Origin of the sequence: Janthinobacterium fluminis, from assembly GCF_028595325.1 — a bacterium.
In the GTDB taxonomy this organism is placed as follows: Bacteria; Pseudomonadota; Gammaproteobacteria; order Burkholderiales; family Burkholderiaceae_D; genus Janthinobacterium; species Janthinobacterium fluminis.
The window spans coordinates 39,449-59,840 of sequence record NZ_JAQQXR010000007.1 but is presented as its reverse complement, the minus strand read 5'-3'; the positions used below and the strand labels follow the sequence as shown (position 1 = coordinate 59,840).

Sequence of the window (20,392 nt, the reverse complement as noted above, 5' to 3'; positions counted from 1 at the left end):
TATCTGCCGGCCCGCAAGCCGCCCCGACCATGAGCAAGGTGCACCACCATCCCCTGAGCGGGCGCGATCTGCTTGCCGCCCTCGTCGTCGTGCTGGTCTGGGGCACCAATTTCGTCGCCATGAAATTCGCCCTGCGCGACCTGACGCCGCTGCAACTGGGCGCCGGCCGCTACCTGTTCGCCATCCTGCCGCTGGTGTTTCTCGTCAAACCGCCCAAGCTGCACTGGAAATGGCTCGTCATCTACGGCCTGTGCCAGGGCGTCGGCCAGTTCGGCCTGCTGTTCATCTCGCTGCAAATGGGCATGACGGCGGCGCTCGCCTCCGTCGTGCTGCAAACCCAGGTGTTCTTTACCGCCCTGTTCGGCTTCGCCGCGCTGGGCGAGCGCGTCAGCCGGCCGCTGCTGGCCGGCCTCGTGCTGGCGGCGCTGGGCCTGGGCTGCTTCGGCATGCATTATCTGGCGCCGGCCGGCGCGGCCGGCGGCGCCAGCGCCCTCGGCTTCGCCCTTTGCCTGGCGGCGGCGGCGATGTGGGCCGCCTCCAACATCGTCGTGCGCCGCGCCCAGCACTCGACGCCGCATTTCGACGTCGTCCCCTTCATGGTCTGGAGCAGCCTGCTGCCCATCCTGCCGTTCATGCTGCTGTCGCTGGCCTTCGATCCGCCCGCCGCGCGCTGGCACTGGCTGGCCGCGCCATGGACCACCTGGGCCTCGCTGGCCTACCTGGGCTGGATGGCCACCATCGTCGCCTACGCCCTGTGGACCGGCCTGCTCAAACGCCACGCCGTCAACCGCGTCGCGCCGTTCAGCCTCGGCGTGCCGCTGGTCGGCATCAGCACCGGCATGCTGGTGCTGGGCGACGTCATCAGCGCCTGGCAGTGGGCCGGCGTCGCCATGGTGGTGGGGGCGCTGGTGTGCGTGCTGCTGGGCGGACGCCTGCTGGCGAAGGCGTCCTGACCGCGCCGGCTCACTGGCTGGCCGGCCCCAGATAGCGCGCGAACCACGCCAGGGTGCGCCGGCGCACGTCGCGCTGGTTGTCCGGCTTGCGCAGCGCGTGGCCCTCGCCGTCGTAAATCACCAGCGAACTGGGCACGCCCATCGCCCGCAGGCCGCGCCAGAACTCCATCGACTGCGCCGGCGGGCACTCGACGTCGCGCTCGCCCACATACACCAGCGTCGGCGTCTTGGCCGCCTTGATCGACTCGATCGGCGAGGCGGCCCGGTAGATGGCCGGGTCGTCGTAGGCCGAGGCGCCGAAGAAGGGGATCATCCACTGGTCGATGCCGTTCTGGCCGTAGTAGCTGATCCAGTTGGCGATGCCGGCGCCGGCCACGGCGGCCTTGAAACGCTGGCTGTGCGTGACGCCCCACATCGTCATGAAGCCGCCGTAGGAATGGCCCATCAGGCCGAGCCGCTGCGGGTCCACCGGCGCCACCTTGGCGACGGCGTCGATGCCGGCCAGGATGTCGCGCAGGTCGCCGCCGCCGAAGTCGCGCACATTGGCGCGCGTGAACGCCTGGCCCTGGCCGTAACTGCCGCGCGGATTCGGCATGAAGACGAAATACCCTTGCGCGGTCAGCTCGCGCACCAGCGGGTTGGCCTGCTCGCCGGGGCCGACGTAGCGCGGCGAGGCCGCCGCCGCCGGTCCGCCGTGCACGATCACGACCATGGGATAGGTTTTGCCGGCCTCCACTTCAAGCGGTCCGAGCAGCCAGCCCTGGACCCGGTGCTCGTCGCTGCGCCAGTTGATGTTGCGCACCGACACCTGCGGGCCGAAGCCCTCGTTGTCGCGGCTGATCGGGCGCAACTGCGGCAGGCGGCCGGCGACGATGTGCGCGGCGCGCCGGTAATCCTCCTGCGCGGCGGCGGCCATCGTGCCGTCGGCGCTGAAGGACAGGCGGCCGTCGGCGGCGCTGCTGCCGACCGGCGCCGACCACAGCGTGCGCGCCGGGCCGCCGGCCGGGTCCAGCGCCAGCGCCGCCATGTCGGAGCCGACCAGGGCCGTGGCCAGCAGTTGCGGGCCGCGCCAGGCCAGGCCGTTGACGGTGCCGGCGAAACCGGGCGTGATGTTGCGCGGCGTGCCGCCGGCCAGCGCCACCGTGTAGACGTCGCCGCCGATGGAGCCGAAGTCGCTCATCAGGCCGCCGATGAAGGCGACGCTGCGGCCGTCCGGCGACACCGTCGGCAGGTTCATCTGCGTCGCCGGCGCCGCCACCACGCGCAGCGCGCCGCTGGCGGCGTCGACGTGGAGCAGCTTCGCCACCCACCAGTTGTTGTCGCCGTTGCCTTTGGCGCCGGTGGCGACGAAGCCGCGGCCGTCCGGCGTCCAGTTGTATTCATAGATGTAGGTGTCGTCCGGCGACACCAGCCGCAGCGCGCCGCCGTCGGCGGCCGCGACGGCGATGCGCTGCACGTCTTCCTCGGCACCGATCTCGCCGACCAGGCGGGCGCCCGCCTCGACGGCGCCGCTCAGCTTGCGCGCGCCCAGCGTGGCCAGCAGCGCCACTTGCGTGCCGTCGGGCGACCAGCGCGCGGCGCTGGCCACGCCCTTCAGACTCAACAGGGCCACGGCCCGGCCCTGCGCGGCGCTGTACAGGGTCGCCGTGCCGGCCTTGGCGTCGACGCCGACGAAGGCGACGCGGCGCCCGTCCGGCGCCCAGTTCGGCGCCGTGTACATGCAGCTTGCGCAGGGATCGTACTCATGGACGATGGCGCCGCTGGCGGCGTCGCGCACGATGACGCTGGCGTGCGGCCGCTGCGCCAGCCCGCCCGGGTCGGCCGACTCCAGCGCGGCAATGTGCTCGCCCGGCCCCGACAGGGCCAGCGCGCGGTACTCGCGCAGCGGCGCCGACGCCTGCGCGGCGCCGGCCAGCGCGGTGAATAGGGCAATCGCTTTCAACTGATGTATTTTCATTCCTGCCCTCAATGGTGACGCGCGTGAACATTTTTTATCGTGGATGGTGCGGATTGCAAAAGGCTCGCATGCGATGGCGGCGTTTTGCAAGCGTGGAAGTCTACGCGAAAAAGCGCCCGGCCACGCAGAAAGAAGGTGGCCGGGATGGCGTGTTTTTGGTCTGTGGAAGCCTGCCGCCGCGGCCGGCCGCAAAGCGCTGCGGCGGCCTGGCCAGGCAGGGAAAGGCGCGGCGGCGCCGCGCCGGGAGGGTCAGACGGCTTTCTTGTTCAGCCGCGAGTTGTGGATGCCGTAGAAGAAATACGTCAGGATGGCCACGACCATCCAGATGAAGAAGACGCGGAAAGTCGTCGTTGACAGATCGCGCATGATGTACAGGCAGGCGAAGATGCTCAGGCCCGGCACCACATAAGGACCGAAGGGCACGCGGAAGCCCTTGATGCCATTGCCGTTTTCCTTGCGGCGCAACACGGGCACGGCCAGCGAGACGACGATGAAGGCCGTCAGCGTGCCCATGCTGACCATGTCCCACAGGAAGGTCGCGTCGACGCAACCGGCCACCAGCGCGACGACGAGGCAGACGATGACGGTGTTGCTGACCGGCGCCAGCGTGCGCGGGTGGATGCGCTGGAAGGACTGCGGGATCAGGCCGTCGCGGCTGATGGCGAACAGGATGCGGGTCTGGCCGTAGATCGTCACCAGCGTCACGCTGAACACGGAAATGACGGCGCCGGCCGACAGGATCAAGGCCGGCCAGGCCTGGCCCGTCACGTTTTGCAGAATCACCGCCAGGCCCGCTTCCTGGCCCTCGAACTTGGCCGCCGGTTGCGCGCCCAGCGCCGCCACGGCCACCAGCAGATAGAAAACGGTGACGATGGCCAGCGCCGCCAGAATGCCCATCGGCACGTTGCGTTTCGGATTCTTCACTTCGTCGCCGGCCGTGGCCACCGTGTCCAGGCCGATGAAGGAGAAGAACACGGTGCCGGCCGCCGCCGTCACGCCGGACATGCCGGCGAAGCCCTTGCTGTTGTCGGTGTTGAAGAAGGGGTAGAAATTGGCCGAGTCAAAGCCGGAAAAGGCGATGACGAGGAAGAAAATCAGGATCGCCAGCTTGATCATCACCATGATGGCGTTGGTCGTGGCCGACTCGCGCGTGCCGCGCAGCAGCAGGAAGCCGCACATGATCACCAGCAGGATGGGCGGCAGGTTGATGTGGCCGGGGCGGAACTCGACGCCGTGCGCGCCCGAGACGATCATCGGCGAGCGCAGTATCTCCGGTATCTGCCAGCCGATGGCGTTGCCGAGGAAATTGTTCAGATAGGACGACCAGCCGATCGCCGTGGCGCTGGCCGCCAGGCCGTACTCAAGCAAGAGACAGGCGGCCATGATGAAGGCGAGGAATTCGCCGACCGTGGCGTAGGCGAAGGAATACGAGGAGCCGGACGCCGGGATGCGGAAGGACAGCTCGGCGTAGCACAGCGCCGTCAGGCCGGCCGTGATGGCCGCCATCAGGAAGGACAGGATCACCGACGGGCCGGCCTTCGGCACCGCCTCGACCATCGTGAAGAAAATCCCGGTGCCGATGGTGGCGCCGACGCCGATCATGGTCAGCGAGAACAGGCCAATCGAGCGGCCCAGGCCGCTGCTGCTCAGCGCATGCCCGTGATCCGCCGCAGTCTCGATCGGCTTGGTGCGGGTCAATTTTTGGCCCAGAGTTTGAATCACGGGAAGTCCTTTAATCATGTTGAACAGCTGCGGCGGCGCTTCGGAAAACGGCGCCCGCCGCGTGCCTGGCCGGGCCGGGCGGAAGTGGCGCCATTTTCAAAACAGCGATTATAGGGCCTTAGGCCGCTTACCCACACAGATCTTTTGTGCAAGAAAAACAACGTTATTGGCTGCGGCGGCCGCGGTGCGGCGCGCGCTGGCAAGCGGGGGGAAGCGGCGATGCGTGCGGCGCCCGGCAAAACGGGCGGCGCGGTGGGGCGATGGCAGCCGGGCCGGCGCGCTGGCGCCGGCCCGGTCCATGCTTACTTCTTACGTTGCAGCAACTGTTCGGCGGCCGGCGAGCCCGCCTCGTAACCCAGCGGCGTCTCGTCGCGGCCGATGTCGCGCGGCGCCAGGCGCAGCGCGTAGTACAGCACCGTCAGCAGCACCAGCCAGGCCGGGCCGACGACCAGGGCGACGCGGGTGTCGGGGAAATAGGCCATCAGGCCGATCACCAGCGCCAGGAAAGCCAGCGCGATCCACGAGCCATACGGCCAGAACGGCATGCGGAAGGCCAGCGCCGCGCGCTCGGCGGCCGGGAGCGACTGGCGGAACTTGATTTGCGTGACGAGGATCACGCCCCAGGTCCAGACGGCGCCGAAGGTCGAGATCGACGTCACCCACATGAACACTTTTTCCGGCACCAGGTAGTTCAGCAGCACGCCGAACAGCAAGGCCACCATCGACACGAGGATGGCGCGGCGCGGCACGCCGCTGGCCGTGGTCTTGGCGAACATCGGCAGCGCCTGGCCCTGCTGCGCCAGGTTGTACAGCATGCGCCCGGTGCTGAAGATGCCGCCGTTGCAGGACGACAGGGCGGCCGTCAGCACGACGAAGTTGATGATGCCGGCCGCCGTCTTGATGCCGAGGCGCTCGAAGGTCATCACGAAGGGGCTGCCCTGGGTGCCGATTTCATTCCACGGGTAGATGGACAGGATCACGAACAGGGCGCCGACGTAGAAAATCAGGATGCGCCAGAACACCGAGTTGATGGCGTCCGGAATCGATTTTTTCGGATTGGCCGCCTCGCCGGCCGTCAGGCCGATCATCTCGACGCCGAGATAGGCGAACATCACCATCTGCAGCGACATCAGCACGCCCTGGGCGCCGTTCGGGAAGAAGCCGCCGTGGCTCCACAGATTGGCGATGCCGACGGCGACGCCGTCGTTGCCCAGGCCGAAGACGATCATGCCGGTGCCGCCGATAATCATCAGCACGATGGTGACGACCTTGATGAGCGCGAACCAGAACTCGAATTCGCCGTAAGCCTTGACGGCCAGCAGGTTGACCGAGCCCATCGTGGCCAGCGCGGCCAGCGCCCAGAGCCAGCGCGGCATGTCGGGGAACCAGACGCCCATGTAGATGGCGACGGCGGTGATTTCGGCGACGCAGGTGACCAGCCACAGGAACCAGTAATTCCAGCCCGTCAGGTAGCCGGCCAGCGGGCCGATGTAGTCTTGCGCGTAGCGGCTGAAGGAGCCCGCCACCGGATTGTGCACCGCCATTTCGCCGAGCGCGCGCATGATCATGAAGATCACGGCGCCGCCGATGATATAGGACAGCATGATGCCGGGGCCGGCCATTTTGATCGCGTTGCCCGAACCCAAAAACAGGCCGACGCCGATGGCCGCGCCCAGCGCCATCAGGCGGATTTGCCGTTCGCCGAGGCCGCGGTGCAAGCCTTGTTCACTCGCTTTCATTGCTATGTCTCCATCTTTTTATTGTGTGTATCGGTGCCCGGGGCGCCGCTGCGCGGCGCCACCGTGCCGGCGCGGCAACATTATGCCAGTTCGGCGATCAATTCGATTTCAACGCAGGCGCCCAAGGGGATTTGCGCCACGCCGAAGGCCGAGCGGGCATGCTTGCCCTGTTCGCCGAAGACTTCGGCGAGCAGTTCCGAGGCGCCGTTCGTCACCAGGTGCTGCTCGGTGAAGTCGGGGGTCGAGTTAACCAGGCTCATCACCTTGACGATGCGTTTGACGCGGTTCAAATCGCCGCCGCAGGCCGTCTGCAGCGTGGCCATCAGGTCGATGGCGATGGCCCGGGCGGCCAACTTGCCCTCTTCCGTGCCGATGTCCTTGCCCAACTGGCCGACCCAGATCTTGCCATCCTTCTTGGCCAGATGGCCGGACAGGAACACCGTGTTACCGGTTTGCGCATACATCACGTAGGCGGCGGCCGGCGCGGCCACGACGGGCAGTTCGATGTTCAGGGCCTTCAGCTTTTCATAAAACGACATGTTATTTCTCCAAGTAAACAGTGATCTGTGGCATAGGCAAGCGGCAACGGCCGCCCATAAGAAGACCCATCATATTGCCTATATAGCAGCATTAGTTCACGTATAAACTTGCATATTCAGTGGAAAATCTGGAATGGGTGGGGCAATTCAGCAGATGCGTGCGTAAACATGTACTATACATGCCTGTTTATGGCGACCTGCCCTGAACACCATGTCCAACCCAACCGAGGAACCCCACCATGATCTCCGCCACTTCCCGTCCCTACATCGAAGCCAGCGTGCCGGTCCTGCGCGAACACGGCGTCGCCATCACGACGACCTTTTACCGCAACATGTTTGCCGCCCATCCCGAACTGTACAACCTGTTCAACATGGGCAACCAGGCCAACGGCGCGCAGCAGCAGTCGCTGGCGGCGGCCGTGTTCGCCTACGCGGCCAACATCGACAATCCGGGCGCCTTGCTGCCGGTGATAGAACGCATCGTCCACAAGCACGTCTCGCTCGGCATCAAGCCGGAACACTACCCCATCGTCGGCCACTACCTGCTCGGCGCCATTGCCGAGACGCTGGGCGACGCCGCCAGCCCGCCCCTGCTGGCGGCCTGGGAGGAAGCCTACGGCTCGCTGGCGCGGCTGTTCATCAGCGCGGAAGAGAAAATGTATGCCGGCTCCGGCACCAGCCCCGGCGAGCTGCGCCCCATGCGCGTGACGGCGATCCGGCAGGAAAGCGTGGACGTGCGCTCCTTCACGCTGGAACCAAGCGACGGCCGGCCCGCGCCTCCGTTCAAGGCTGGACAATACGTCAGCGTCGCCGTCACCTTCGCCGACGGCCGCCGCCAGTTGCGCCAGTACAGCCTGTCGGACGCGCCCGGTGCGCCGCTGCGCATTTCCGTCAAGCGCGAGCGCGCCGGCGAAAACGGCCCGGACGGCGCAGTGTCGAACTGGCTGCACGAACATGTCGAGGTCGGCGGCGTGCTGCAACTGAGCCATCCCTTCGGCGACTTCACGCCCGACACCGAGTCGTCGGCGCCGCTGGTGCTGCTGTCGGCCGGCGTCGGCATCACCCCGATGATCGCCGCGCTGAAGCGCATCGCCGCCGTGAATCCCGGCCGTTACGTCATCTTCGCCCACGCCGCGCGCGATCCGGCCCACCACGCCCACCAGGCCGACGTCGCCGCCGTCCGCGCCGCGATGCCGAACCTGCAAGTGCTCACCTTCTATGAATCCGATCCGGCCTCGGGGCGCATGGAGGCGGCGCGCCTGCCTTCGTGGCCGCGCGGCGAAACCGAGGTCTACCTGTGCGGGCCGGTCGGCTTCATGCGCGCGCAATGGCAGGGTCTGCTGGCGGCCGGCGTGCCGCCGCAGCGCCTGCACCGCGAAGTATTCGGACCCGACGCCCTCGACGTCTAAATTTGTCGGGCCGGGCTGGCGGCCATGCAAGCCGCCAGTGGCTTACGCCGGGGACTTACGCCGGGGACTTACGCCAGGGACTTATGCCGGGAGCTTACACCTGCTTACTTTTGATACAGCGCAATGGCTATCTCGACAAGGCCGAGAGCGTTAATCTAAACACATGCAATCGCCCACCCATTCAAGGAGATCACCATGACCACCACCACCATCCGGACCGCCAGCCGCATCCACCCTTTGATGGCCGGCGCCGCGATTTCCGTCACCATAGTCAGCCTGGTGGGCGCGGCGGCGATCGCCGGCTTGCTGCCCAGCTCGCACGGCGAAGTCAAGCCGGCCGACACCAGCCTGACGGCGAATCCGGCAACGGCGCCCGCCGCAGCCGCCGCCATGCTGGCCCAGAGCGCACCGCAGGATGCCGCTCCGGCACCGGCGCCGGCCGCGCGCAAGCCACGGGTGCAGCATAGCAAGCAGGTAGCGCAAGCGCCCCATTCGCACGACGAGCGCTCTTACCAGCCTTCCGGCGAGCGCAACTACCAGCAGGCGCCACAGCCGGCCCCCGCGCAACCGAACTACGTCGGCATCGGCACCGGCGCCGTCATCGGCGGCCTGATCGGCAATCAGGTCGGCGGCGGACGCGGCAAGACGCTGGCGACGATTGCCGGCGTGATCGGCGGCGGCATGCTCGGCAACGAAGCGCAAAAACAACTGCAGCAGCAACCGCAGCGCTGACGATACGCCGCGCCGCCGTGCTGTACTGCGGCCGGCGCCTCAGTCGTAGGGGCCGAGGTAATCGAGCTTGCCGACCCGCACCTCGTTGTTGCGCAAGATGCCGTGCGCAGTGACGATGTGGAAGAAGAAATTCGGCAAGGCAAACGTCAACAAGTATTCATCCCCCTTGAACGAGGGTTGAAAAGAGCCGAAGTTCAAGGCGATGGCGCGGTCCTCGCTGGCCTCCATTTGCGCCGCGCTGACGCTGTTCAGATAGGCCAGCGTCTTGGCTATACGCTCCTGCAACTGCTCAAACGACACCTCGCTGTCCTCGAACTTGGGCGCGGCCACGCCGCTGAGGCGCTCCACCGACAAGGTGGACGTATCGCTGGCGCGCTGCACCTGGGCCGTCAACGGCAGCATGTCCGGCGCCAGCCGCGCGCCCAGCAACACCTCGGGCAAGATCCCACCCTCCTCGGCGTGCGCCAAAGCCTTCTCCAGCAGTGTCGACAACACCTCCAGGCCGCGCACGAATACGGGAACGGACGCCTGATACATCGATAAAGACATGGGGAAACTCCTGTTGTGTGGGCTGAGGCGCGCACCGGGAATCGGCGCGCCAGTCGAGTGTAGCGCAAGCGCGGCCGGCACGCTGCCCACCCCGGCAATCGGCGCTGCCCCATCACGCCAAAGCGCAACTGCGTTCAAGACGCGGGCGGCGCCCGTCCGCACAATATGGCTTCCCTCCCCATTCAGGAAACACCATGAATCCGTCTCCCGCCGAACTGCAAGCGCTGCACGCCATATGGCTGCCGGTTGCGTTGTATGCCCTGGTTTGCTCCGCCTCGCCAGGGCCGGTCAACTTTGTCGCGGTGTCGTCCGGCATGCGTTTCGGCCTGCGCCGCACGCTGCCGCAAATCACCGGCGCGACGCTGGGTTTTTCCCTGTTGCTGCTGGCCATAGGCATGGGCCTGGGCGAACTGCTGCGCGCCGCGCCATGGCTGCTCGTCGCGCTCAAAGCCGGCGGCAGCCTGTTCCTCTGCCACCTCGCCTACAAGCTGTTCCGGGCGGCCGGCGATGGCGGCGACATCACACTGAAAAAACCGCCAACCTTCTGGGACGGTGCGCTGGCGCAATGGCTGAACCCCAAAGCCTGGCTCGCCTCCAGCGCCGGTGTTGCCACCTACACCGTACCCGGCGCAGCGTATCGGAACAGCGTCTTCGGCATGACCTTGCTGTTTCTGCTGATGTGCTTTATCTCGTTTTCAGCGTGGGCCATGCTGGGTGCCAGCGCAAAAAATCTGCTTGGTAGCGCGACACTGATCCGCCGTCTCAATATGGGGATGGCGCTGCTGCTGCTGTTGTCCGTGTTCAGCCTATTCCTCTGACAACCTCATCGGCAATACCGGGTATTAGCGCACATGAGGGACAAGCTGGCGCCGGCGGCGCTCAGTGTCAATCTTAGACCTCTATCAACTATTCGCACGGTATTGTTTTTGTCAAATTCTTTAGCACCTATAAATAATACGACGCGATTGATGCGCAAACAATCTGAAGGAAGACATTTGATGGACATTCAACCTATCAAGACGGCAGCGGACCACCGTGCGGCGCTGCAAGAAATTGAAACCCTGATGGCGGCTGACATCGACACCCCTGAAGGCGACCGGCTGGATATTCTGGCGACCTTGGTGGAGGCTTACGAATCCCGCCATTTCCCAATGGAACTGGCAGATCCGGTCGACGCGATCAAATTCATCATGGAACAAAAAGGCTTAACGCCGAAGGATTTGACGCCAATGATCGGGCGCTTGAATCGGGTATATGAAGTGCTCAACGGAAAACGCGCCCTCACTTTGTCCATGATCTGGCGGCTCCACGCAGGCTTGGGGATTCCGGCGGAAATGCTGATCAAACCGGCCGGCAAAACGGTCCTCGCCGCTTAACGACGCATCACGCGCTGCAGCTTGCCCGGCGATACGCCGAAGACGCTCTTGAACACGCGGGAAAAGTGCGCCTGGTCGGCAAAATGCAGGGCATGCGCCACCTCGGCCAGCGACTTGCCCTGCTGAAGCAGATAGCGCGCCTTGAGCGCCCTCAGCTGGCGCAGATACAGGCGCGGCGACAGCCCTATCTGCCGCTGGAAGGTGCGGATGCCGTGCCAGCGGCTGTACACGGTGGCGCATTCCGCCGCGCCGAGGTCGATGGCAAGGTCCCAGCCCCGGTGCAACACCTCTTGCAGCGGATGCGCGCTCCGGGCCTGGCCCGCCGTCTCCGCGCCGCGGAAAAACGCGTCGAGCCGATGCAAGCTTGCGCGCACGGCCGACACGTCCCCGTCCGCTGCTGTGACCGCGCGCAACAGCGCAATCACCGGCTCCGGCAAGGACTTGGTGCGCAGATGGCTGCCCTCGACGCAGCATTTCAGGTGCGGCGCCAGCGCCGCCAACGCCGCGTCGGCCACATACATCACTTGATACATGACGTCGTCGCTGGCGGCGCCGCAGCGGTGCACCTCATAGGGCGGGATGATGAAGATGTCCGCCGGCGTGACCCGGTATTGCCGCTCGCCGCTGTTGAAGCGGCACACGCCGCGCACAATCAAGCCGATCGACCAGCGGTCGTGGAAATGGCCATCCAGGCCGCACACGCCCATGCTCGCCCGTACCAGCTCGATATCGGCGCCGTGCACCGCGTTCCACTGCTCAATCTGCTTATCGCTTTGCATGCAAGCCCAACGGGATTATTTGTCCAGATTCACTTTACTCTTGCGGCCGAAAAACTTGGCGATCATCGCGACGAGGCCGATCACGCCCATCAGCAGGAATTTTTTGAAGACGAGCAGGAAGGCGAACAACTTGCCGAACAGGCCCAGCTTGGTCGCCACGCCGCCCGCGATCAGCGCCGCGATGCCGTACTCGGCCGCCTTGTCCGTCTTGCTGTCGAAATCGGCATAGCGCTGGCCGGGCGTGAAGTCGGTGAATGCCGTCACATGCTGCATTTCCTTCTTGATTTCGGCGATCTGGCCCATGCCCGCGATGGCGTTCAGCACCAGCACGCCCTTGCGGCCCAGCACACGGATATTGTAGTTCAGCGAATGGCTGGCGGCGCCGTCGATTGCCAGTTCCTTGGCCCAGTACAGCTTGTGGGCGTTCTTGTCGTAGCTGGGACGCTCCGCCCAGCCGACCAGTTGCACGGCCGGATAGCCCTGCGTCTTGCGCTCGGCGTTGTTGTCGAGCACCGACTGCTGCATCTCCTTGAGCAATTCGTCGTACTTGATGCTGTCGGCGTCACCGTCCTTGACGTGGCCATCCTCGTCATAGGTGATGATCACGCCCCAGCCGGCGCGCTCCAGCAGGCTGACCTTGGCCGGCACGATCATGCCCAGCGACTTGGCGCCGGGCGGATTGCCCCAGGCGTCGACCAGCACGCGCTCCGTGTCGGCCGGCGACAGGTAGCGGAACGTGGCGGGCAGGTCCAGGGTGGCGATATTGTCTTGCAGTGTGATTTTGCCCTGCTGGAAATTCAACGAGGCGAGGAACTGCTCGGCGCTCTGCTTCGGTGCGGCGGGCGCGTCGCCCGCGTGGGCGGCGGCCATCAGGCCGGACAGGGAAAGACACAGCACGGCTGCAAGAAGTTTTTTCAGCATGGGAAAGCCATCGTAAACGGGTTGAAAAATAGCCACAAGGCATCATTTTAGGTCAAATGTTTACGAATTAGCTAATTTTATGCCGCCATTGCGGCTGGCATTGCCCCGAAAAATACACTGCGTGCTGAGGCAAGCGGAAATTCGATATGCCGTAACTCGATATCGTCCGTCAGCCAGACACCGTTTTCCGACAGATAAAACACCTGCCCTTGCGCACAGTCAACACGACCGGCGCGCCATGTCTGGCGCCGCCCCGGACTGCCGTATCCAGGTCGCTGGACAGGCGAACATGCTTACGCGCACCCGGACGCGATCCGCTCTCCTTGATCGAGGCGATAAATCGCTCGGCCGTCCCGTGATACAAGGTGGCGGGCGGCTCCGCCGGCGACAGCCCGAGATCGACTGCCCCTTCTGGATGACTCGACAAAAATACTCAGGATACCCGCACCACCATCAGCCCGGCGCGCAAACCGACCCGCACGTCGGGGTTCGGAAACACCACCAGTTCCTCGGCGTGCCGCACCGTGTAGACGGTGTCGCCGTCGCTGGCGATGACGGCGTAGGCCGGCAAGGACGTGAAGTTCTGCGTGCTGCGGTCGAAGGCCATGCGGAAGTCATCGCTCAGCTTGATGATTTCCTGCGCCACCTTGAACACGTGCGACGCCGTCTTGGCGGGCGCCGGCGCCGCGCCGCGCAACAAGCCGTCCAGCGCCAGCGCGACGTCGGCAAACAGGCTCAGGTCGTTTTGCCCCAAGGTGCCGACCCGGCCCAGTTCGACCGTGCTGGCGGCGGCGCCGCAGTGCTCGGCCGAATAATAGCTATAGGTGCCGGCCGACTGCGGGTTCATGATGATGGCGCCGATGGCGGCCTGGCCCAGCCAGCCGATCAGCCCGGCCTTGGCGGCGTCGGCGATCAGCTCGGGCACGATGGCGAACGTCGGGTAGACGGACGGCCGTATCGCCGTGTGCAGGTCCAGATGCCAGCGCACCGGCCCGGCGTCCGCGAAGAATGCTTCGGTGGCGGCGATCATCGCGTCGGCCCGCTGCGCCTCGACGGCGTCGGCCAGCGCGCCGCGCTCGGCGCGGAACATGCGGTTCAGGTCGGCGTCGATGAAGCGCTTGCCGGCGCGGATGGCGCCGACATTGCCGACGCAAACCATCAGGTCGACGGCCAGCGCCTGCGCCTGGCGCGACAGCGCGTCGAGCAGCTGGGCCAGCATTTCGATCGGCGCCGTTTCGTCGCCGTGCACGCCGACCGACACCAGCACGCTGGCGCGCCGCCGCGCGCCGGCCGCCTTGATTTGCAAGATACCCGGCGCCGGCAGCGCCACAGCGAAGCCGGCCTCGGAAAACAGTTTGGCGACCGCGCTGAAGTCGGCGTCGGCCAGGGCCCGCACCGCCTCCGCAACCGCGGGCGCGGTGGCGGAGTTGGCAGCCAGTGTTTCGGCTTTGCTCATCCTGTTATGCCGCCACTGCCGTGGTCGCTTCCGACAAGGCCCACACGTCCAGCATCGCCTGCTCCAGATCGGTGGCCAGCGCATAGCCCGACAGGCCCAGCGTGTTGGTCACCACCTCGACCGCCTCGCCGGCGTTGCCGCCGCCGGCCGCCCGCTCCAGCACCTGGGTCAGCAGGCGTTGCTGCGTGCGGCGCAGCGCGTGCTGCGCGTAGTTGCGCAACTGCTCTTGCGATTTGCTGTGCGGGACCAGCTTCAGGCCGCGCTCCAGCGTGTCGATGCCGGCCTGGCCGCGCAGCGCCATGCCCACTTGCAGGAAGGCCGCCAGGTCCATGCCGGCCGGACGCGTCACCGACAACGCCGAGAACACGAAGGTCGCCACCGCCTCGATGGCGTCGACCGCTTTCCAGGCGTGCGCGAAGGCCGGACGCAGCCCCGGCGTCTGGTCGGCGTCCGCCTGGCCGTCGGCCGGCATCAGCCCAGCGACGGTTGCCGGCAGGCTGAACAGACGGGTCAGTTCGGCGACGCCGCCGGCGCTGCGCAACTGCTCGGCAGGCACCGACAGCACGCCTTCGATCATCGCTTTTTGCAGCACGCGGGTGCGCGCGTCGACCTTGATCGAGACGGCGCGCGGCACGTTCAGCGCGTCCGCATCGAGCGCCTCAAACACCGGCGCCAGGTGCAGCGCCGACCATGCCTGGCCCCACGCCAGGATGACGCCGGACTCGTCCACCGAATGCTCGGTGGCCAGGTCGCGCAGCATCAGGGGACCGCAGCGGTTGACCGCCTCATTGGCCAGCACGGTGGCCAGGATGGCGTTCGCCAGCGGGTGATCGAGCGCGCCGCGGGTGGCCACCAGCAGGGCCGGGAAGTACGGTTTCAGGATAGGCTCGGCCCAGCTGGCGTCCGTCAGCGGCAGCGCCGACAGGATGCGCTTGAAGCGGTTCTTGACGTTGGCGATGACGACCGCCAGTTCCGGCGTCGTCAGGCCGCGGCCGTCGGCTTTGCGGCGCGCCAGTTCGGCCACCGTCGGCAACTGCTCCAGCTCGCGCGACAGCGCGCCCTCTTCTTCCAGGCTGGCGATCAGGGCGGCGTAGCCGTCCTGCACCGCGCCGTCCGTCTGCGCCTGCAGCTCGCGCACCAGCAGGTGGGTTTGCAGCGTGTTGTCGCGCAGGACCAGGCGCTCGATGTCGCCGGTCATGTCGAAGAGCACGCGATTGCGCTCCGCCTCGCTCAACTTGCCGGCGTTGACTTCGACGTCGAGCCAGATCTTCGCGTTCACTTCATGGTCGGAGCAATCCACGCCGGCCGAGTTGTCGATCGCATCGGTGAAGATGCGCCCGCCCGCCAGCGCGAACTCGATGCGGCCCGACTGGGTCGCGCCCAGGTTGCCGCCCTCGGCCACGACCTTGGCGCGCAGCTGGTTGCCGTCGACGCGGATGTTGTCGTTGGCGCGGTCCTTCACTTGCGCGTGGCTTTCGGTCGACGCCTTGATGTAGGTGCCGATGCCGCCGTTGTAGAACAGGTCGACCGGCGCCAGCAGGATGCGGTGCATTAATTCTTCAGGCGCCAGCGCGGTTTCCTCGATGTCGAGGGCGGCGCGGATCTGCGGCGACAGCTCGATCGAGCGGGCGCTGCGCGGGAACACGCCGCCGCCGGCCGAGATCAAGTCCTTGTTGTAGTCGTCCCACGAGGAGCGCGGCAGCGCGAACATGCGCTCGCGCTCGGCGAAGGAGACGGCGACGTCCGGAGCCGGGTCGAGGAAGATGTGGCGGTGGTCGAAGGCGGCCAGCACCTTCAACTGGCGCGACAGCAGCACGCCGTTGCCGAACACGTCGCCCGACATGTCGCCCACGCCGACCATCGTGATCGGGGTGGTGTTCAGGTCGTGGTCCATTTCGTAGAAGTGGCGCTTGACCGCCTCGAACGCGCCCTTCGCGGTGATGCCCATTTTCTTGTGGTCGTAGCCGTTCGAGCCGCCCGAGGCGAAGGCGTCGCCCAGCCAGAAGCCGCGCTTGACGGCGATGCCGTTGGCAATGTCGGAGAAGGTCGCGGTGCCCTTGTCGGCGGCCACCACCAGATACGGGTCGGCGGCGTCGTAGCAGACCGTGTCGGTCGGCGCGACGATATTGCCCAGCACGCGGTTGTCGGTCACTTCCAGCAGGCTGGCAATGAACAGCCGGTAGACCGCCTCGCCTTCAGCCGCGATGGTTTCGCGCACCGCGTCCTTCGGCATCATCTTGCAGACAAAACCGCCCTTGGCGCCGGCCGGCACGATGACGGCGTTCTTCACCATCTGCGCCTTGACCAGGCCCAGCACTTCGGTGCGGTAGTCTTCCATGCGGTCGGACCAGCGCAGGCCGCCGCGGGCGACCGGGCCGCCGCGCAGGTGCACGCCCTCGAAGCGGCGCGAGAAGACGAAAATCTCGCGGTACGGACGCGGTTCCGGCACCAGCGCCAGCTTGCTGGTGTCGAATTTGAAGATGATCTTGTCGCCCTGCTGGGCGTTCTGGTAGTAGTTGGTGCGCAGCGTGGCCAGCATCAGGTCGGCCAGCGCGCCGAGGATTTCCTCGGTGTCGGCGTGGTTCACCGATGCCAGGCGGCTCTTCAGCAGCGCCACCGCTTCCTGCGCGTCGGCGTGCTGCGCCTCGCTCAGGCTTGGGTCGAAGCGCTGCAGGAAGGCGTCCACCAGCTGCTTGACCTGGGCCGGCTGCTTGCGCAGGCAATCGGCGATGTAGCGCACCGAGAAGCGGCTGCCGGTCTGGCGCCAGTAGCTCATGTAGGCGCGCACCAGCTGCACTTCGCGGGTGCTCAAGCCGCCCTCGATGACCAGGCCGTTCAGGCGGCCGTCCTCGGCGTCGTTGTTGAACAGCTGCGTGAACAATTCCTGCGCCACGGCGACGACGGAAGGCAGCGCCAGTTTCGCGGCGCTGGCGGCGTCCACCGTCAGGCTGGTGACGAAGTGGCGCTTGCCGTCGGCGGCGTTGATCGAGTAAGCCTGTTCGCGGTCGATCGCCACGCCGGCGTTGTGCAGGGCCGGCAGGATGGTCGACAGCGACGGCACCCGGTCCACCGAGTACAGGCGGATGGTGGTGACATCGCCGACTTCGACGCGCACGGCGACGCGGGCCGGGTCGGTGTTGCGCAGGATCGCGCCGAGGTCGCGGAAGGCGACGGCGGGCGCGGTGGCGGCGACATATTCAAGCGGCAGGTTGGCGCCGAGCTTGCGCAGGCTGGCGCGCATCGGCAGGTCGAACACGGCGTCGGCCAGCGTGGCGAAGCCGGTGTGCCAGCCGTCCAGCACCGACAGCAGCGGTTGCTGGATGTCGCTTTCCAGGTCGAGCGGGTAGCGCGCCGCGTGGGCGATCAGGTACAGGCGCGCCAGCGGGCCGTCGGCCACCAGCGTCTGCGAGCTGACGTGGCTGGCGCCGGAGCTGGCCTGCAGGGCTTTCGCCAGCGCGGCGGCGACGCTGGCGCTGTAGCGCTCGCGCGGCAGGTAGACCAGCACGTTCAGGTGGCGCGCATACACGTCGCGGCGGGCGAACACCTTGGTGCGCGGCTGCTTGTACAGCGACACCACGGAGCCGCACACTTGCGCCAGCCATTCCAGGTCCGCCTCCAGCGCTTCGGTGCGCGGCAGCGAGTCGAGGATTTCGCGGAACTTCTCGGCGCGGAAGCCCTGCTGGCGCACGCCGGCCAGGCTCAACACCTCGGCGACGCGGCCGCGCGCGAACGGCAGGCTGGCCAGCGGGCTGGCCGTGGCGGCGCGGGTGAACAGGCCGACGAAGCAATGCTCGCCGAGGATCGCGCCTTGCGCGTCGGTGTGGCGCACGCCGATGAAGTCGAGCTGCTGGTCGCGGTGCAGCGTGCCGGCGACGTCGGCCTTGACGATGGACAGCGTCGAGGCGCGCTTCGACAGCGTGTCGAAGTCGCCCGGGATATTGGCCAGGCAGGTGCCGTAGATCGGATGCGCGGTGTCCTGCAGCACGCCGATGCGGCTGGGGATGTCGCGTTCGAGTTCGCGCACGCCCGGCTTGACACTGTAGTAGGCGTAGCCGAACAGCTCAAAGCCGTCGTGCTTGATCCATTCCAGGAAGGCGGCCACCTCCTGGCCTTCGGCGCCGTGCGTGGCGGCGTCCTGGGCGATGGCCGTGACGCGCTCGGCCATCGCGGCGGCGTCGCGGCGCACCACGGCGGCGTCGCGCGCGACCATCTCCAGCGCGCCGACCAGGGCGGCGAGTTCGCCGGCCTCCAGGTCTTCGGCCAGCAGGCACAATACATAGGATTCGTGGGCGTCGCCGGCCTGGCCGACGGCGCTGGCGCTGCCGTCGGCGGCGCGGCGCACGGCCAGCACGGAATTCATCACACCGCGCACGGCCACGTGCTGCTTGCGCATCGCCATGACAATCGAGTCGACCAGATACGGCATGTCGTCGTTCAGGATCAGCAGGGCGGTCGCCATGCCACCGCGGCCGTCGGCGTAGCGCAGCGTCGCGATCTGACAGGCGTTGCCGGCACGTTTGGCCGCTTGCGAGAAACCATTCCACAGCACCGGCGCCAGGCTGTCGGGCGCGATGTCGGACAGGTCTTCCTCGTCGAGGGAGCCGAGCCAGGCGCTGATCAGGGCCGCGACCTGGCTGCTGTCGGCGGCGGGCTTGCTGGCGTTGACCAGGTCAAGGGTTTGGGTACGCAAATCTTGTGGCATTTGTTTCATCTAGCTCTCCATTGCGGTATGTGAATTCCATCGCTGCCGTTTTTGCTTGTGGCGATCAGGCAGCAAGGTGTCAAGAGACAGCGGGTAGCCGCCCAAATTTTATCTTCCGTTGCCGGAAGCAGTCTTCATCCAACGATCTGAATCCGCGGCGCCGGGCCGCGAATCGCCAAAATTCTGTGTGCAAAGCGGCGCCGTCGCCGGCGCTTATAAATCGTATAAACCCGGTAAGTTGAGGATCTTCGTCAGTTCTTCAAGGGCAACATGGACTTCCAGCGCCAGCGCCGGGTCGGCCAGGTCGCTCGGCGCCAGGCGGTCGCGGTAGTGTTTCTCGACCCAGGCCACCAGCGTGTGGTACAGCGCCTCGTTCATCACGACGCCCTGGTGCATCGCGTTCGCCTCGTCGTCGCTGAGGGCCACGCGCAAGCGCAGGCAGGCCGGCCCGCCGCCGTTGCGCATGCTCTGGCGCAGGTCGAAATGAATCAGTTCGTCGACCGGGCCGCCGCTGGCGACCAGGCCGTCAAGGTAGCGCGCCACGGCCTGGTTTTCCTGGCACTCCTGCGGAATCACCAGGGCCATCTTACCGTCGGCCTTGGACAGCAACTGGCTGTTGAACAGGTAGCTGGCGACGGCGTCGGCCACCGCCACCTGGCCGGTGTCGACGCGCAGCGCCGTCAACTCGGCGCCGACGCCGGCCATCGCGCGGCGCAGCTGGTCCAGGCTGGCCAGCTCGTCGGCAAACGCCTGCTCATGATAGAACAGCACGTTGCCGTTGCCGACCGCGATCACGTCGTTGTGGAACACGCCCTGGTCGATGACGTCCGGGTTCTGCTGGATGTAGACGGTGCGCGCCGGATTCAGGCCGTGCAAACGGGCCACCGCCTGCGACGCCTCCAGCGTCTGGCGCGCCGGATAGCGCGTCGGCGCCGGCGCCGACGGGTCGAATTCGGCGCGGCCGTAGACGAACATCTCCACCGCCGCCGCGCCGTGGCCGGCGCCCAGGCGGGTGTGGTTGGCGGCGCCCTCGTCGCCGAAGGCCGGCGTCGCCGGCAGCGCGTCGTGCACGACGAAGTGGCGCTCGTTGCCGAACAGCGCGCGCAGCGTGCGCGCCGACTGCGCGTGCTCGAAGGAGCGGTGCAGCTTGTTGTTCAGGTTCGCCGGAGTGAAATGGACGCGCCCGTCGACGCTGTCGGCCGACGGGCTGACGGTGGCGGCGTTGGCCGTCCACATCGCCGAGGCCGAGTAGGCGCAGGCCAGGACCACCGGCGCTTCCTTGTAGGCGCGCGCCAGCACGTCGGCGTCGCTGCCGCCGAAGCCGAGGCTGCGCAGCAGGCGGAAGTTGGGCCGGTCCTGCGGCGGCAGCAGCGCCTGGGCGAAGCCGCGCGCGGCCAGCGCGCGCATCTTCGCCAGCCCCTGCAGGGCGGCCTGCTTCGGGTTCGAGGCGCTCTTGACGTTGCTGAACGAGGCGACGTTGCCGAACGACAGGCCGGCGTAATTGTGCGACGGGCCGACCAGGCCGTCGAAGTTGAATTCGCGTGCGCTTTGCATGTGC

General features: G+C 66.8%; 16 protein-coding genes. 5 read left to right on the top strand and 11 right to left on the bottom strand.

Annotation, left to right across the window (positions count from 1 at the left end; genetic code table 11):
* Positions 1–29 precede the first annotated feature (29 nt).
* A complete protein-coding gene (locus tag OIK44_RS17865) occupies positions 30–953 on the top strand; it encodes an EamA family transporter (protein ID WP_273672627.1) in 924 nt (307 codons plus the stop codon).
* A gap of 10 nt (positions 954–963) precedes the next feature.
* Here the strand turns inward: OIK44_RS17865 and OIK44_RS17860 are convergent, their stop codons facing one another.
* From OIK44_RS17860 to OIK44_RS17845, 4 genes are all read right to left on the bottom strand, one after another.
* Positions 964–2,910: a S9 family peptidase gene (locus OIK44_RS17860; RefSeq protein ID WP_273672625.1), complete on the bottom strand. Its 1,947-nt coding sequence runs from the start codon at positions 2,908–2,910 to the stop codon at positions 964–966.
* 249 nt (positions 2,911–3,159) lie between these two features.
* Complete coding sequence (locus OIK44_RS17855; protein WP_273672623.1) at positions 3,160–4,632, bottom strand: amino acid permease; 1,473 nt, start codon at positions 4,630–4,632, stop codon at positions 3,160–3,162.
* 302 nt (positions 4,633–4,934) lie between these two features.
* Entirely contained in the window at positions 4,935–6,371 is a 1,437-nt protein-coding gene (locus tag OIK44_RS17850) for an amino acid permease (protein ID WP_273672621.1), read from the bottom strand.
* A gap of 80 nt (positions 6,372–6,451) precedes the next feature.
* A complete protein-coding gene (locus OIK44_RS17845; protein ID WP_273672619.1) occupies positions 6,452–6,910 on the bottom strand; it encodes a RidA family protein in 459 nt (152 codons plus the stop codon).
* A 239-nt stretch (positions 6,911–7,149) separates the two neighbouring features.
* Here OIK44_RS17845 and OIK44_RS17840 point away from each other — a divergent pair, with 239 nt between their 5' ends.
* Both OIK44_RS17840 and OIK44_RS17835 read left to right on the top strand, forming a co-directional pair.
* Positions 7,150–8,319: a globin domain-containing protein gene (locus OIK44_RS17840; RefSeq protein ID WP_273672617.1), complete on the top strand. Its 1,170-nt coding sequence runs from the start codon at positions 7,150–7,152 to the stop codon at positions 8,317–8,319.
* Positions 8,320–8,514: 195 nt separating this feature from the next.
* Positions 8,515–9,051, top strand: a complete 537-nt coding sequence (locus tag OIK44_RS17835; RefSeq protein WP_273672616.1) for a glycine zipper 2TM domain-containing protein — start codon at positions 8,515–8,517, stop codon at positions 9,049–9,051.
* A gap of 39 nt (positions 9,052–9,090) precedes the next feature.
* On the opposite strand, the gene OIK44_RS17830 is transcribed toward OIK44_RS17835, so the two are convergent.
* A complete protein-coding gene (locus OIK44_RS17830) occupies positions 9,091–9,600 on the bottom strand; it encodes a DUF1993 domain-containing protein (RefSeq protein ID WP_273672615.1) in 510 nt (169 codons plus the stop codon).
* A gap of 194 nt (positions 9,601–9,794) precedes the next feature.
* Between OIK44_RS17830 and OIK44_RS17825 the strand changes: the two genes are divergently transcribed.
* Both OIK44_RS17825 and OIK44_RS17820 read left to right on the top strand, forming a co-directional pair.
* A complete protein-coding gene (locus OIK44_RS17825) occupies positions 9,795–10,418 on the top strand; it encodes a LysE family translocator (protein ID WP_273672614.1) in 624 nt (207 codons plus the stop codon).
* A gap of 180 nt (positions 10,419–10,598) precedes the next feature.
* Positions 10,599–10,976: a helix-turn-helix domain-containing protein gene (locus OIK44_RS17820; protein WP_273672612.1), complete on the top strand. Its 378-nt coding sequence runs from the start codon at positions 10,599–10,601 to the stop codon at positions 10,974–10,976.
* On the opposite strand, the gene OIK44_RS17815 is transcribed toward OIK44_RS17820, so the two are convergent.
* The 6 genes from OIK44_RS17815 to astB all read right to left on the bottom strand — a co-directional run bounded on the left by OIK44_RS17815 (position 10,973) and on the right by astB (position 20,388).
* Positions 10,973–11,755, bottom strand: a complete 783-nt coding sequence (locus OIK44_RS17815; protein ID WP_273672611.1) for an AraC family transcriptional regulator — start codon at positions 11,753–11,755, stop codon at positions 10,973–10,975. The genes OIK44_RS17820 and OIK44_RS17815 overlap by 4 nt on opposite strands.
* Before the next feature lie 15 nt (positions 11,756–11,770).
* Positions 11,771–12,676 carry a DUF2167 domain-containing protein gene (locus OIK44_RS17810; protein WP_273672610.1) on the bottom strand — a complete coding sequence of 302 codons (906 nt, stop codon included), beginning with the start codon at positions 12,674–12,676 and terminating at the stop codon, positions 11,771–11,773.
* A gap of 169 nt (positions 12,677–12,845) precedes the next feature.
* The gene (locus OIK44_RS25710) at positions 12,846–13,103 is read right to left on the bottom strand and encodes an RNA 2'-phosphotransferase (RefSeq protein WP_420213863.1); all 258 of its coding nucleotides are present in this window, start codon (positions 13,101–13,103) and stop codon (positions 12,846–12,848) included.
* A 6-nt stretch (positions 13,104–13,109) separates the two neighbouring features.
* On the bottom strand, positions 13,110–14,132 hold the full coding sequence (locus tag OIK44_RS17805) for a succinylglutamate desuccinylase (protein WP_273672607.1): 1,023 nt from the start codon (positions 14,130–14,132) through the stop codon (positions 13,110–13,112).
* 4 nt (positions 14,133–14,136) lie between these two features.
* A complete protein-coding gene (locus tag OIK44_RS17800) occupies positions 14,137–18,843 on the bottom strand; it encodes an NAD-glutamate dehydrogenase domain-containing protein (RefSeq protein WP_273672606.1) in 4,707 nt (1,568 codons plus the stop codon).
* 204 nt (positions 18,844–19,047) lie between these two features.
* The gene (gene astB, locus OIK44_RS17795; protein WP_273672605.1) at positions 19,048–20,388 is read right to left on the bottom strand and encodes an N-succinylarginine dihydrolase; all 1,341 of its coding nucleotides are present in this window, start codon (positions 20,386–20,388) and stop codon (positions 19,048–19,050) included.
* Between the last annotated feature and the right edge of the window lie 4 nt (positions 20,389–20,392).

Bases quoted from the DNA above. Each gene is read 5' to 3' on its own strand.
- OIK44_RS17865 (WP_273672627.1), top strand. From the start codon at position 30: ATGAGCAAGGTGCACCACCATCCCCTGAGCGGGCGCGATCTGCTTGCC.
- OIK44_RS17860 (WP_273672625.1), bottom strand. From the start codon at position 2,910: ATGAAAATACATCAGTTGAAAGCGATTGCCCTATTCACCGCGCTGGCC.
- OIK44_RS17850 (WP_273672621.1), bottom strand. From the start codon at position 6,371: ATGAAAGCGAGTGAACAAGGCTTGCACCGCGGCCTCGGCGAACGGCAA.
- OIK44_RS17845 (WP_273672619.1), bottom strand. From the start codon at position 6,910: ATGTCGTTTTATGAAAAGCTGAAGGCCCTGAACATCGAACTGCCCGTC.
- OIK44_RS17840 (WP_273672617.1), top strand. From the start codon at position 7,150: ATGATCTCCGCCACTTCCCGTCCCTACATCGAAGCCAGCGTGCCGGTC.
- OIK44_RS17835 (WP_273672616.1), top strand. From the start codon at position 8,515: ATGACCACCACCACCATCCGGACCGCCAGCCGCATCCACCCTTTGATG.
- OIK44_RS17830 (WP_273672615.1), bottom strand. From the start codon at position 9,600: ATGTCTTTATCGATGTATCAGGCGTCCGTTCCCGTATTCGTGCGCGGC.
- OIK44_RS17825 (WP_273672614.1), top strand. From the start codon at position 9,795: ATGAATCCGTCTCCCGCCGAACTGCAAGCGCTGCACGCCATATGGCTG.
- OIK44_RS17820 (WP_273672612.1), top strand. From the start codon at position 10,599: ATGGACATTCAACCTATCAAGACGGCAGCGGACCACCGTGCGGCGCTG.
- OIK44_RS17815 (WP_273672611.1), bottom strand. From the start codon at position 11,755: ATGCAAAGCGATAAGCAGATTGAGCAGTGGAACGCGGTGCACGGCGCC.
- OIK44_RS17810 (WP_273672610.1), bottom strand. From the start codon at position 12,676: ATGCTGAAAAAACTTCTTGCAGCCGTGCTGTGTCTTTCCCTGTCCGGC.
- OIK44_RS17805 (WP_273672607.1), bottom strand. From the start codon at position 14,132: ATGAGCAAAGCCGAAACACTGGCTGCCAACTCCGCCACCGCGCCCGCG.
- OIK44_RS17800 (WP_273672606.1), bottom strand. From the start codon at position 18,843: ATGAAACAAATGCCACAAGATTTGCGTACCCAAACCCTTGACCTGGTC.
- astB (WP_273672605.1), bottom strand. From the start codon at position 20,388: ATGCAAAGCGCACGCGAATTCAACTTCGACGGCCTGGTCGGCCCGTCG.